Origin of the sequence: Gluconobacter sp. P1C6_b (genome assembly GCF_018811945.1) — a bacterium.
Taxonomy (GTDB): domain Bacteria; phylum Pseudomonadota; class Alphaproteobacteria; order Acetobacterales; family Acetobacteraceae; genus Gluconobacter.
Genome location: NZ_JACRVU010000025.1, coordinates 1 through 14034 on the forward strand (window position 1 = coordinate 1; position 14034 = coordinate 14034).

General features: G+C 54.8%; 9 protein-coding genes. 8 read left to right on the forward strand and 1 reads right to left on the reverse strand.

Annotation, left to right across the window (positions count from 1 at the left end; all coding sequences use genetic code 11):
- Window positions 1-63 precede the first annotated feature (63 nt).
- From KP701_RS13475 to KP701_RS13485, 3 genes are all read left to right on the forward strand, one after another.
- Window positions 64-249, forward strand: a complete 186-nt coding sequence (locus KP701_RS13475; protein WP_215747491.1) for a transposase — start codon at window positions 64-66, stop codon at window positions 247-249.
- 320 nt (window positions 250-569) lie between these two features.
- Window positions 570-4436 carry an autotransporter domain-containing protein gene (locus KP701_RS13480; RefSeq protein WP_215747492.1) on the forward strand — a complete coding sequence of 1289 codons (3867 nt, stop codon included), beginning with the start codon at window positions 570-572 and terminating at the stop codon, window positions 4434-4436.
- Window positions 4437-4777: 341 nt separating this feature from the next.
- Window positions 4778-4954 (forward strand): hypothetical protein, encoded by a 177-nt coding sequence (locus tag KP701_RS13485; protein WP_215747493.1) that lies wholly within the window; start codon window positions 4778-4780, stop codon window positions 4952-4954.
- Here KP701_RS13485 and KP701_RS13490 read toward each other — a convergent pair.
- Window positions 4951-6204: a sulfatase-like hydrolase/transferase gene (locus tag KP701_RS13490; protein ID WP_252345628.1), complete on the reverse strand. Its 1254-nt coding sequence runs from the start codon at window positions 6202-6204 to the stop codon at window positions 4951-4953. The genes KP701_RS13485 and KP701_RS13490 overlap by 4 nt on opposite strands.
- A gap of 934 nt (window positions 6205-7138) precedes the next feature.
- On the opposite strand from KP701_RS13490, the gene KP701_RS13495 reads away from it, so the two are divergent.
- The 5 genes from KP701_RS13495 (at window position 7139) to KP701_RS13515 (ending at window position 13985) form a co-directional block, all read left to right on the forward strand.
- Window positions 7139-8482, forward strand: a complete 1344-nt coding sequence (locus KP701_RS13495) for a capsular biosynthesis protein (protein ID WP_252345629.1) — start codon at window positions 7139-7141, stop codon at window positions 8480-8482.
- A complete protein-coding gene (locus tag KP701_RS13500) occupies window positions 8479-9900 on the forward strand; it encodes a capsule biosynthesis protein (RefSeq protein ID WP_215747496.1) in 1422 nt (473 codons plus the stop codon). Before KP701_RS13495 ends, KP701_RS13500 begins: the two co-directional genes overlap by 4 nt.
- Window positions 9897-11159, forward strand: coding sequence for a glycosyltransferase family 1 protein (locus KP701_RS13505; RefSeq protein WP_215747497.1), 1263 nt, complete (start codon window positions 9897-9899; stop codon window positions 11157-11159). The genes KP701_RS13500 and KP701_RS13505 overlap by 4 nt, the downstream gene beginning before the upstream one ends.
- A 72-nt stretch (window positions 11160-11231) precedes the next feature.
- Window positions 11232-13523 carry a glycosyltransferase gene (locus KP701_RS13510; RefSeq protein ID WP_215747498.1) on the forward strand — a complete coding sequence of 764 codons (2292 nt, stop codon included), beginning with the start codon at window positions 11232-11234 and terminating at the stop codon, window positions 13521-13523.
- A gap of 87 nt (window positions 13524-13610) precedes the next feature.
- Complete coding sequence (locus KP701_RS13515; RefSeq protein ID WP_215747499.1) at window positions 13611-13985, forward strand: tetratricopeptide repeat protein; 375 nt, start codon at window positions 13611-13613, stop codon at window positions 13983-13985.
- Window positions 13986-14034: the final 49 nt, after the last annotated feature.

The following is a 14034-nucleotide window of genomic DNA, read 5'->3' on the forward strand; positions in this document are numbered from 1 at the left end:
ATTTCCGCCAGAACCTGCTGATCCACGGGATCCTGCCGGTTATGCCCTCACGAAAAGACCGCAGTGTTCCACAAAAAAACAGACTGGCGACGTTACAGGGACCGCAACCGCATCGAGCGGATGTTCAACCACCTCAAGCAGATGCGCCGCAGCGCGACCCGCTACGACAAGACCGCCCTGTCCTTCATGAGTTTCCTCAATATCGCCGCAGCAAGGCTCTGGATCAACTCTTTTGTCAACGTGACCTAGCGAGTCACTCAAAAATCGATATTACCCCACAACGAAAGGGACAGACACAGTCCCATTAAGGATTCAAGGCGCCACGGACTACGTTTCATCACAATAACAAAACGAGAGTTTTCGATAGAAATTTAAATCAACAACCGATTAGAATCATCTTCAGACTAATGGCTCAATCTCTACAATACGCAATTATTTTACCAAAACATATTGTTAGCAATAAGATTCTATAGTAGCAAAAAAAACACTCCGTGACACCCTGGGTAGAAATTGACACAAAAAGACATACAAATCGTCGGAAAATCAATTTCTGTCTATTTCGAGTTATTATGAAAGATAGCCAAATGATTAAGATTAACAAAATTCATCTCAATGGGAAATATTCATCACGAAAAATATATATGTACTACACAATATACATAATGCTGGCTTTCTCGTATCAAAAAGCGTTCGCCAAGACGGTTTCTCTTCAAGGCTCCAGTACAACGCCCATCTCGATCTCCGGAGATGATGCGCTTTCCTTAACTTCCGGTACTACGCTCTCCACCGGCAATGAAAAAGCGGTTGTCATAAAAAAACCAACCGACATATCCATAAATATCGGTGTGGGTTCTAGCATCATCAGCGAAGATGATGGTGTGCAAGCGAAATCCTACACGGAAGGGTCAGCTGTAATTTCGCTAACAAACAGCGGAACCATTGAAAGCACATCAGGAGGTCAGAGTATTGATTTCGATAATATTTCATCACCATCTTCTTCAACAACAATAGTAAATACCTCTACAGGGTCTTTGATTTCAGATGATGCTGATGGAGTTCGTCCCGGGAATAACGCTACTGTCATCAATGACGGAAAAATATACGCTGACGGCGCAACAGGCGACAGTCATGATGGTATAGATTTTCAGGATTACGCCGGAACCGTAATAAATAATCAGTCCGGCACTATTTCCGGAAAACGTCATGGCATTACATCTTCCGTTGATGTGAACGTTGTTAATTACGGAACAATTGTAGGCAGAAACGGTTCTGGCGTTGGCTCGGATGGTGATGGTTCTGTTATGAATTATGGAACAATCATCGGAGAATATGATGGCTCAGGAACCGGCGATGGCGACGGCGTAGATATCGACAATAAGGCCGTTATTGAAAATTACGGACTTATTCAAAGCACCGGAGCAGCTGGATATGACAAAAACGGAGAAGGAAACGCTTCAGAAGCTGTTGCTGTAACAGGCGGCCTCGACCTCACAAATTATGCATCGGGCGTTATCGATGGACAGTGGGTGGGAGTTACAGCATTAAATAACACCAATAATATTAATAACCTTGGAGAAATAAAAGGTACTGGCTACGGATTGTACATGGATGGAAATGATAACATCTTGAATAAGGGCGATATTCAAGGTGAAGTCGTAGGCGTCTGGTCAAACGGAAATTTAAATATCACGAATTATGGGTCCATAGAGAGTAATGGATTCTCCGGTGGCGATGGTCACGCCATTGATACAACCGGCAATGGCTCAGTGAATATATATAATTTTGGGACAATATCATCAAACTCATACGCCATCCAATTAGAATACAACGGAACTCAACAGGAAAATAACCTCTACATTGAAAAAGGATCTTCAATTACAGGACTGGTTTCCGCGGACTCCAGAAACAATAGTAATAATATTTTCCTGGAAGATGGATCCGTATTTTCTTCCGCTGTAGGCTTTCATCTGTTGACAGCATCTGGATCGACTACCGTTACCGGTGATAGCGTTATAGATAATGTTGTTGTGAACAGTGGATCTTCCATAAATTTTGGTGTCGGCGGCAGCACTGGAATTATATCTGGAAACATACTTGATAATGGGGTGGTTGATTTTAACCATTCCAATGATTTGACGTTCTCCAATGCCCTTGAAGGATCAGGCGTCCTTGTTAAAGACGGTTCCAACAACCTGACTCTTTCCAATGCCAATACTTATACTGGAGGCACAATCCTGAATTCAGGTACCCTGACCGGTACCTCATCCAGTTTTGGTAGTGGTGCCATAACGGATAATGCCGCCCTGACTATTACACAGGACACGGACGGCACTCTGTCCAACTCCATCAGTGGCACTGGAACCTTGACCAAAGCCGGGAGCGGTAATGTCACACTGACGGGAATTAATACCTTTGCCGGTGGCACACTGATTTCAACCGGAACCCTGACGGGGGGAACGTCAAGCTTCGGCAGCGGCACCATAACGGATAATGCGACCCTGGCTATTGCACAGGATACGGACGGCACTCTGTCCAACCCCATCAGCGGCACTGGAACCTTGACCAAAGCCGGGAGCGGCAATGTCACACTGACGGGAACTAATACCTTTGCAGGCGGCACACTGATTTCAACCGGAACCCTGACGGGGGGAACGTCAAGCTTCGGTAGCGGCACCATAACGGATAATGCAGCACTGGCTATTGCGCAGGACACGGACGGCACTCTGTCCAACTCCATCAGCGGCACTGGAACCTTGACCAAAGCCGGGAGCGGTAATGTTACGCTTGATGCTTATACTACCTATACGGGTGATACGACGATTGAGAATGGAACGCTGACAGTCTCCGGTTCTATAGGAAACTCGGCGGTTACTGTGGATGATGGTGCAACGCTATCCGGCACTGGAACCGTTGGTACTACAAATATTCGTAGCTCCGGTACACTTGATACCTCAGCGAACGGTCTGGATAGCATCCTGCACGTAAATGGTAACCTGACGCTGGAACAAGGGGCGAATTATCTGGCTGTGGTAGGAGAGAATGGTCACTCAAGCCAGACAGAAGTGAATGGAGAGGTCATCCTCAACGGTAATACCCTGACTGTAAACACCGTTGGTAGCCCCATTCTATCCGCCAATAGCCGTTATCAGATTCTAACTGCTTCCAATGGGATTTCTGGCACCTTTGGTACAATTAATGATAGCGAACTAGTTAATAATTATTACTTCCTCTCCCCGACCATCGACTACACAGCGGACAGCATTTATCTGGATATGGATCGTAACAGCCGTAGCTTTGCTTCTGCTGCGGTAACACGTAACCAGTACGCCGTGGGAAGTGCCCTAGACAGCATGGGGGCTGCTGGCGGTGCTGTCACTGGGGCTGTTGAACTCCTGAATGAGAAGCAGGCTCGTCATGCCTATAATTCCCTGTCGGGTGAAATCCACGCCTCGGCGCGTACAACAATGATTGAAAACAGCTTCTACATCCGGAATGCTGCCCTTGATCGGCTGGTCTCATCAGATTGCATCGATGGCGTCAGCCAAAGCACGATCAAGACTGTATCCATCGGCACTGCCAGCAATGCCTCCGCTTGTCGCGAGCCCGGCCTGACGATGTGGGGCACAGCTTACGGGTCATGGGGTCACAATGGGGGCGGCAGCAATGCCGGCAGCCTCCATCACGAACTGGGCGGCTTTGTGATGGGAGCTGATACTCAAGCATTCCAGACATGGCGTATTGGTGGCCTCGTGAGCTATGGTCACTCAGCATTCAGCAGCAATGCAGTGCAGTCTTCCGGACACAGTAATGATGTCAATGTCGGTGGTTATGCTGGCACTCACTGGGGGCATCTCCATCTCCGGCTTGGAGCTTTTTACAGCTGGGATATTCTGGGTCTGAATCGGACCGTGAAAGCTCCAGGTCTCAGCGACCACCTATCGAGCAGCTATCTGGGCGGTACAGCGCAGACATTTGGCGACATCGCATATCAGTTCCGCTTTGGACGGGCCACACGGATCGAACCCTTTGCCAATGTGGCCTATGTAAATGTGCATACGAACGGCTACCATGAAGATGGCGGAAAGACTGCTGCCCTGAATGGGCGCGGCATGGATACAGGCACCACGTATTCCACTTTTGGTGTTCGCGGCTCCACCGTTTTCCATGTAGGGAATATCGTACTGATGCCTAATGGTAGCCTGGGTTATCGGCATAGTTACGGCGTCATAACACCAACAGCACACCAGAGCTTTGCAACGGGAAGCTCGGATTTTGAGGCGGCCGGCGCTCTTCTGGCTCAGGATGCGGCTGTCATCAATGCCGGGACAGCAGTACGTCTATCCGATCGTCTGAATGCTAACGTGTCGTATGTTGGTCAGTACGGCGCCAACTATATCGATAGTGGTATTCGCGGAAAAATTATCTGGAATTTTTAAGTCCCTCTGACGCGAAATACGCCTCTTGTTTAGATAACTCCACAGGTTAAAGCGCTATACCCAGATGATCTTATACTGGTTTAGCTGTTACTCTCCCTGACCCCAGGTTGCCCCTGGGTCAGGGAATACTCTCAAGTTACAAGAGACTTTTGAGCACTGAAACAAACGTATCCTGCCATAGCTCCCCATAAACGCTCATGAAGACGCTATCGAGCCAGCGTTCTTGGGCACGGATTATGGTATAGCCAATCGTCAAAAAATCGGGCTCAATCGACCTTCAGACCGACTGGACAAACAGCAATCGACCTTTCACTCTGGACACAGGCGAAGGAAACCAACTCATGTCCTATGATGACAACGACACAGATTCGGAAATTCTCGAGCTTCTCGGTGAACTTCAGGCCGATGCGGAACGACTGAATATCACTGCGGACAAATCAGACGTTCCAGAAAATTTAAAACACATGATTGCCGCACTGGCGGACAAGATCGACGGACTGGCTTCACTGATCCGCTAGGCTCCATTCTCTTCAAGCGACAGTTTCGCGGCAGTTTCAGGATGCCGCGCTACAACCAGACTGATGATCCGATGGTGCAGAGCCGCGGGGGTCAGGGATATACCATCGAGCCGTGACATGGCCGACAACGCCCCGAAACCTTTAACAACAACCGGCGTATGACGCGCACCCCCCGGCATGACGGCACCGGGAAGCGAGGGGCGATGATCCCCATAAAACACCAAAAGAGCGTCTCGACCGGTCTGCCCAAGAGCCTGCGTCACACGCCCCAGAAGCTCATCCCCTTGTTGAAGATGCTGAAGATAATCGGCCACTCCTCCTGACCAGGGACCATGATTTTCGATCGTAACCGTGAAAATGAATGTTCCCGAAGGCTTGGAGACACCCTCATCGATCAGTGCCAGTATCCGGTCTCCCACGGCATGATCTGCAATATGACCTTCCCCTTGCACCGCAGCAGCGAACCCTTCGGTACCGATCAGCCGGTTAAAGCCTGCGATCGGCATCAGGACGTCCCGCCCATAAAACCTGAGATCGTGGGGATGCAGAAAGACCCTGTCCCCACAGACCGAGGCCAGCCGCGCCGCAAGCGCGTCGGCAGCCTGCTTTTCTGCCGTGAGATAAGGATCGAAACGACAGAAGCCGAGCTCACTCTCCTCATGACCGAACAGCACACCGTATTCCGTGCGCATGGTATAGGCACCGAACCCCGAGACCTGGAGTTTTCCAACCTCCCCTTCCCGTTCTGCACACAGTAGATGAGGCAGCACACAGGCTGACACATCTTCGAGACCGAACTCGCGGGGATCGGCAAACGATTCACACTGGATCACCACAATCAGGGGAGCCTGATCCAGCTGCCCTGCGGACACCGGTGGCCAGCCAGGTAATTTCCGACGACGGTCGTCCTTCCATCTCAGCCAGCTCAGTACAATGGTTGCCAACAGACCGTAGCGCTGTTCTCCCATATCCAAATCCGCAGCAGGCAGCAGTCTGCGCGCCAACCCAGCACGCCCTAGGATATCAAGACAGAACCATCCGGTCACGAACAGGCATAGCCCCTGCACCCGAACGAAAAGACCAGAGCCGCTCCGAAGCCAGAGCGCATCCTCCAGAAGCAATCCGAAAAAGGATGCCCCCAGAAACGCCAGTCCTGCCAGCACCAAAATCCGGGCGAACGGCGGAATGGCCCCGATATAGAATCTGGGATGCCGCACAAAGGCACCAATGACCGCGACATCGCTGAACATCAGCGGCTCTCCAAGGACATTCCTTTTCAGACCCGAGCCAAAAACCAGCAGAACTCCAGTCAGAACTGCCAACACCGCAGCCGCCAGAGGATGTCCCACAAGCGCAACCAGTGCCCCAAAAATCATAAATACCGCAAAGAATCGGAAAATAATTCCCCGACAGAAAACAACCAAAACCCTACCATTCTGAGGATTTTTTCTTGAAAATTCGACATAACTGGATGTAATCAAGTCCATAAACTCAAAAACAACACAAACCGTAAATAAAAAATATAGCAATATCACATATTTATCCCGATTTATTTACTTGTTTATTATATTTAAATAATTTTAAATACTTATGAGAATCCATATTTTTATTTCATTTCATTTTGTAATTAATTTTTTATCTTTCATGCATACTCTTTGAATGTTAGACCATCCGATAAGATTTACACAGCCCCGCAGAAACGACACTGGACGAGGGCAAGAGAAAAGAAGAGTACCGGTCTTGCGTCCAGGAGCCATTTCGCCCGTCAATTCACTCCCACTCATTCTTTCTGCACCCCCTTTAGGAAATCCGGTCCAGCCACTGACGCAAATCCGATCCGTCATCCCCCCCCTGACGGCTGAAGACCTGGTTTCGCCCGAGCATATCCGAAACAACCCCGCTGTGCGGATGATTTCGGAAGCACGGGTGGGTGGTCTATTCTGGGAGCGTCCCGCGGCAACGACAGCCCCAATAGTAGTCTGCGCGCCCCCTCATGCAGAATATGCCCGACAGATGTGGCGGAAAGCAAAAGAGTGGACCAGCCCTACCCGACTCCTTCTTGTAACGCCGCATGACGGCGTGCAATGGCGCAGAATGCGGAACGAGGCCCGAGCCGAAGGAGCGCAAGCCCTCTCCGAAAATGTTGACGCGCACTCTCTTCTGGATGGAACGCGCACATTTTTCTTGCCCCCCGAAGGCCTGACGACACTGTCAGCACTCGGTGCACTGACCGGACATCCGGTTCTGCGCCCGGACAGCAACATGGGATGGCGACCGGACCTAAACGCCCCCTCCACCGCATTGCATATCCTTCACTCCGCAACGGAATACCGGTCACCATTTTCGGGGCTGCCGATCGACATCCTGGATGCGCTCTCTCTCTTAACGGAATGGAAGCACATCCTCACATCCAATCGCACCATCCGCGTGTGTGTCGGCATGTCGTTCTGGAAACGCGCCCGGATGAAAACATTTTTCGCCACCGCGGAAAAACGTCGTCCATTTCCCCTCTTCCGCCGCACGACAACCGGTGCCCTGACCGCAGCGCACAATCACAGAGGCCAGAATGGCATTGCTGTCTGGGCGACACGCATACCGCACAAACTGGAACAGGCAGCCCAGAAAAACCATCTTCCCCTTTTCCGCATCGAGGATGGTTTCATACGCTCTGTCGGTCTTGGCAGCGGTTTCCTGCCTCCTGCTTCAATCATCGCGGACAGCAGGGGCCCCTATTATGATCCCGCACGTCCCAGCGATCTGGAAGTCCTGCTAGCCACCCACCCGCTTGGAGAGACTCTTCAGGAACGCGCGCGCTCGCTGATCGGGCTAATCCGCACACAGAATATTTCCAAGTATTCGGCAGGCGGCAGCATTCCCGCACTCGACGCACCAGCAGGTCGACGGATCATCCTCGTCCCCGGCCAGGTGGCGGACGACATGTCCGTCCGACTGGGCGGTGGAAGCATAAAGGGTAACATGGACCTCCTGCGCCGTGTCCGAGCGACCTGTCCCGATGCTTTCATCGTCTATCGTCCGCATCCCGACGTGGATGCAGGCCACCGCGCCGGCGCCATTCCTGATGCCGATATCCTGCACGTGGCGGACCGGATTTCCCGCGGAGGAGGCATGGCGCCCCTGCTGGATGCCGTCGATGAAGTCCATACACTAACGTCGCTGACAGGCTTCGAAGCCATCATGCGCGGCCTGCCTGTCACGACATACGGACAGCCTTTCTACGCTGGCTGGGGTCTCACCGACGATCTGGCACCTGTCGCACGACGGACCCGGCGTCTGAACATCGCTCAGCTCACGGCTGCCACATTGCTGCTTTATCCACGATATATTGATCCCCTGACTGGCCTGTTCTGCGGACCGGAAGTTCTTATCGACCGCTTCAAAACCCCCGAAGTCTGGCGACCTGGTCTTCTCATGCGACTGCGCGGAGCCCAGGGGGGAATCAGAAGAGCCTTTGTTCAGGGAGTTCATACGGTGTTGCAAACACGCGCGAAAAAGAAGGACTGGTCATGACTTCCGTCAGGACATCTCCTTCCGCGGGAGATCATGCGTCCAATACAACGCACGGCACCGAAGGCGTACAGCGCAACATCCTGCTCCTTCAGGGGCTGATGGGACCATTTTTCCGACTGATCGGCAGGGAACTGCGTCGCCGGGGATACGGAGTCTGGAAAGTCAATTTCAATGGCGGTGACCGGCTTTTCTGGCGCCTGCCCGGCGGCATTGACTTCACTGGCCGCGCCGATGAATGGCCGGACGCCCTGACCCGGATCATCATTGAGCACGACATTACCGATGTTGTGCTGTTCGGAGACTGCCGCCCGCTACACAGCGCGGCCATCGCCGTCTGCGCACGGCTGCACATTCCGGTACACGTCTTTGAAGAAGGCTATCTCCGCCCCGACTGGGTGACGTTCGAGCTCGGAGGCGTCAATGGCAACTCCACTCTCTCTCGCGATCCAGCCTACTACGTCGAGCGCGCCAGAACCCTTCCCGCTCTGCCACCGCACCACCCGGTTCCGTCTTCTTTCCGGACGCGTGCCCTTCAGGGACTGGCGTACAATACCGCCGATCTTCTTTCCCGCTGGCATTATCGCCACTGGAACAATTACCGCCCCTGGCATCCCCTGACAGAAGGCATCGGCTGGCTGCGCAAACTGCTCGCCCGTGACGAACGTCGTGCCAGAAGCCAGAAGACACTCGAGGCGCTCCGGGCCTCCGACAGCCCTTACATGCTGTTTCCCCTTCAGCTCGACGCCGATGCCCAGGTCCGCCTCCATTCCTCCTTCAGCGGCATGGCAGAAGCCATCCGGGTCGTGATCGCCTCTTTCACGTCCCACGCCCCCCACGGCATGCGCCTCGTCATCAAGGAACATCCGCTCGACAACAATATCCGGAACTGGTGTCACGAAGTTGCCATGCAGGCCGCAGCGTACGGCGTCTCAGACCGTGTGGACTATTTCGAAACGGGCGATATCGCAGATCTGGTTCGCACTGCCACCGGTGTCATTACCATCAACAGCACAACTGGAACGCTGGCCCTCGCTGAAGGCAAACCCGTCATCACGCTGGGAAATGCCGTCTACGACATTCCAGGCATCACGTTTCAGGGCCCTCTGGAGAAATTCTGGTCGAATCCGGGACAACCAGACCCGGAAATCTTCGCAGCCTATCGCCGTGTCCTGATCGAACGCTGCCTGATTCCTGGAGGCTTTTTCTCGAATGAAGGCATGGCCAAGCTGGTGCGCCACGCAATCGACCGGCTGACACGCCACAGCCCGCGGGACTTTGCCACCGCGTCACGTGCCGAAATGGCCCGCCGCGAAACCCTGCGCCAGGAACTGGCCTGCCATCCCGATACGCCGGCAGAAATCATCTCTCCGGTTCTGCCTGAAACGGAGGCTGAGGCTCTGGAAAAGGTCTCATCATGAGCCAGTCACGATCTGACAACATGCCATTCTATACACTCGACATCTCGCGGATCCTCACCCGCGCGGGCGCCCGCGTTCCCACAGGAATCGACCGCGTCGAACTCGAATATGCGCGCTACCTGCATCAGAACGCGCCCGACCATCTCGAATTCGCAGCAGTCCACCCGATCGGCCGGTTCGCCGCTCTCCCCTATGACAGGGCTCTCGCCTTTATCAGGGCCATTGGCACCGTCTGGGATAATGGAGTTGATGACGGAGGACGGGCTGCCAGACTGGGCCGGGCCCTTCTGCATGGCCTTCTCTTCCCCCGCCCCGTCCGTTCTACCGCGCCACACGCGCGAACCGACGGTCGCAATATCTATCTTCTGGTCTCCCATCACCATCTGACGCGACCCGGACTGATCGCGGCTGCAATCCGGCGGCGCAATGGCCTGTTCGTTCCAATGATCCAGGACCTGATCCCGCTCGAATTCCCTGAATACGCGCGGGAGCGGGAGCCGGCACGGCACCTGCGCCGTATCGAGACGGTCGTCCAGTATGCCGACGCAGTCCTGGTCCCGTCACAGGCTACCCAACAGTCTCTTCTTCCCTATTTTAAAAACGCACACCGAAACGTACCCATATGGCCCGTCCCACTCGGGGTCCATCTGCGTGCCGCCTCGGAAACAGACATCCTTCCTGGCGACGAAGCCGATAGGGTTACCCGACGCAGCCATCCCTATTTCGTCTGTCTGGGAACCATCGAGGCTCGCAAGAACCATCTTCTGCTTCTCAACCTGTGGCGACGCCTTGTCGATATCCACGGAAAGGCCGCGCCCCATCTCGTCATCGTGGGCAAACGGGGCTGGGAGAACGAACAGGTCATCGACATGCTGGAGCGATCTCCGGCTCTCAAGGGAATGGTGGAAGAACACAACTCCCTGCCCGACACAACGGTCGTTGACCTGCTCCGCAAGGCCAGAGCTCTTCTGTTCCCGTCATTCTCCGAAGGGTTCGGCCTGCCTCTGGCCGAAGCTCTGGCACTGGGCACACGCGTTCTGTGCTCGGATATTCCGGTCTTTCACGAAATTGGCCGCGCTTGCGCCACATATCTCGACCCGCTGGATGGTCCGGCATGGATCCGGGCCATAGAGACCCTGTCTGGACTGACACCGGACAGAGCAGAACCTGCTCCAGCAGTGCCCCTGGCCGAAGAGCAGATCCTCACCTGGCCTCAGAGCATCGCCCGTGCGCTCGCACATATCCAGACCCTGTCCTAGCAAGCTGCGGCGTTTGGCATCCGGAAAAACCCTCCCCCGTCTTCTTCCTCCTTCGGCAGGACATACCCTTTGATGTTTTTCAAGCGGCTCTGGCCTTTCTCCACCCGACAGGCAGATACGGCGCAGCGCACGGACACACGTGTACATTCACCATCCGTGCCCGTGGAAGAACTGCTGACGTTGTGCCGTCAGGAAGACTGGCCCCGACTTGCCGGCCAGGAAGGTATTTCAGATGTGCGTACCCTTTGGGATCTTCGTCCTGCAACCTGCCAGCGGTGGATGACGACCCTGACCCGGGAAGCGGATCAGATGAGGGACAGTGGCAACCCCGCAGACGCCGCAAATTTCTACAGGGGTGCCTTCGCGCTCGCACCCTGGCGTCTCGATCTCGGCATGCAGCTGGGCAACATGCTCAAGGATAGCGGACAGCTCGAAACCGCCGAACATATCTACCGCACCATTATCACCCAGGCCCCAGAAGAGGCCGAAACCTATCTTCAACTCGGTCACGTCTACAAGATCCAGGGCCGTCGCATTCTGGCGCTGAACCATTACCGTGAGGCTCTTGAACGCGATCCCACGTGCGAAGCCGCACATCGGGAACTTTTCCTCGCAGGCGACACAGCCGCGCAGCGGGCCAGCATGTCACATCGGCATCTGTCCCACGGCACCGAACAAAGCCTTCACCTTGCGGCAACCCTGACCGACATGCGTCGCCGGCTGGACGACATGACCGCCGTGCTCCCGGACATTTCCGCATTCAACGCTTTCCCGAGCGAAGATTACGCGATCTTCCGAAAACTCTTCCGTATTCCGCCTCCCCCTTCCGCCCCGCCGCTACCGCTTACAGTCATCATTGCGCAGGATGATGTCTCAGAAGCCGTTGCCGCAGCCCAGATGACGGCTCTGGGCAGCATGCCATCCCTCACGAGGCTTTATACAACCGGCGCTTCCTCCACCCTTCGTGATGCATGGAACACGAGGATGCGACCGGGTCTTTCCCTAACCCATCTGCCTGATGCAGGCGCAATTCCAGCTACCTTGCCTCACACCGAAGAACAGGTCTCCGGAAACGTCCTGCTCCTCGGCTCTGATTGCATTCCCTCCCCGCTTCTCGCGGACTGGATTGCCTGTGCCGTCCAGACCGGCACCTGCGACATTGCTTTCTTCGACGCCGAAACCCTGACCCCGTCGATCTCCCGCAGTGCCCTATTCGAAGCCACAGCCCTTCAACCACGCCCCGGCGCAGACGCTATATGGCTTGAACAGGAAGACACTATTGGAGACGCCATCGCCTTCTCCGCAGAGCTATGGCCGACATATCGCGGCAAAAATCCTGCCGGGGTCATCCGCGATGGACTGACAACAGGGCAGCGTATCGCTCATATTCCCTACCCGCTCGTCGCCAGTCCCCGGCCGTCGGACCGCCCCCTCTGCAGCGCCCCCCACCCCCTTCCGGAGCGGTTCGTCATTCACAACCTGCCCGAACCCTGCACGGTCGTCATCTGCACCCGGGACAATGCCGCAGACTGCTGCACAATGGTGGACAGCCTGTTCGCAACGGCACGGCACCCCGACCGCATCCACTGCCTGATCGTGGACAACGGCACCAGAATTGCAAAAGACCTCCTTCTTCTTGAAAAACTCGCCACGCGTCATCCCGGTGTGAACATTCTGCGCGACCCGTCTCCCTTCAACTGGTCCCGCCTGAACAATGAAGCCACCGCCGGGATCAGCACACCCAACATCCTGTTCTGTAACGACGACATGCAAATGCTGTCGGAGAACTGGGACATGGTGCTCGCCGGCCTGCTCCGCGCTCCCTCAACAGGAGCGGTGGGCGCCCGGCTGCTTTATTCGGACAATACCATCCAGCACGCCGGCGTGCTGCTGGGATGGCAGGGCTCCGTCATTCACGACGGCCTTTACGAACCGCGCGACAGCAATGCCCATTTCGGCCGCTGGCAATGCACCCGGCAGGTCTCTGCCGTCACCGGAGCATTTCTGGGCATCCGGACCGAGGTCTTCGCCACGGCCGGCGGTTTTGATGCCGAACGGATGCCCATAAGCTACAGCGATATCGACCTGTGCCTGCGTCTGCAGGAACAGGGCCTGCAAATTCTCTGGACGCCTCTCATCGAAGCCCGTCACGATGAATCTGCTTCCCGAGGACTGGACCATCTGAATCCCCTTCGGCATTCTCTCGGAACGATGGAGCGCGCGGCGTTCGAAAACATCTGGGGAGTGAGGAAGCTGAGCATGGATCCTACCGTCAATCCTGTCTGGGTCGATGCGACACTTCCGTTACGCCTGATCCGGCCCGTCTCTCCGGCCGTGGCCCTGCGCCATATTCAGGCGACGTAAATTTTCTTCCCCACACAGACCAGAAATTCACCTCCCCTCTTCATTCTTCCTGATATTCCGCCGAACGTCCCACCAGGTATCGTGATCATGATTTTTCCATTCAAAAGTGCTCCCCGCCTTCGCGATCTGGCTCGCAATGCGGACACGGCCAGGGACGCGAAACAATGGCCGGAAGCCGCCCTGGCTTACAGGAACCTCCTCACCCGATATCCAGATCGCGTGGATATGTGGATCCAGTATGGGCATGCCCTGAAGGAGAGCGGCTATCTCGTGGATGCCGAACTGGCCTACCGGCAGGCCATTCAACGTAGCCCGACACAGGCGGAAGGATACATTCAGCTTGGACACGCCCTGAAACTCCAGAACAGACGCGAAGAAGCGGCAGCAGCCTACCGGGAAGCCCTGCGCCATGATCCCGACGCCACAGTCGCAACTGTTGAACTCGCAGCACTTGGTTTCTAATTCCCCAGATTTCTGAAAACCCTGTCTTTATCTGAAAGCGGATCAGGCC

What these genes read in the sequence shown, in the direction of transcription:
- KP701_RS13500 (WP_215747496.1), top strand. Translation starts at nt 8,479, where the DNA reads ATGACTTCCGTCAGGACATCTCCTTCCGCGGGAGATCATGCGTCCAAT.
- KP701_RS13505 (WP_215747497.1), top strand. Translation starts at nt 9,897, where the DNA reads ATGAGCCAGTCACGATCTGACAACATGCCATTCTATACACTCGACATC.
- KP701_RS13480 (WP_215747492.1), top strand. Translation starts at nt 570, where the DNA reads ATGAAAGATAGCCAAATGATTAAGATTAACAAAATTCATCTCAATGGG.
- KP701_RS13510 (WP_215747498.1), top strand. Translation starts at nt 11,232, where the DNA reads ATGTTTTTCAAGCGGCTCTGGCCTTTCTCCACCCGACAGGCAGATACG.
- KP701_RS13515 (WP_215747499.1), top strand. Translation starts at nt 13,611, where the DNA reads ATGATTTTTCCATTCAAAAGTGCTCCCCGCCTTCGCGATCTGGCTCGC.
- KP701_RS13490 (WP_252345628.1), bottom strand. Translation starts at nt 6,204, where the DNA reads ATGTTCAGCGATGTCGCGGTCATTGGTGCCTTTGTGCGGCATCCCAGA.
- KP701_RS13485 (WP_215747493.1), top strand. Translation starts at nt 4,778, where the DNA reads ATGTCCTATGATGACAACGACACAGATTCGGAAATTCTCGAGCTTCTC.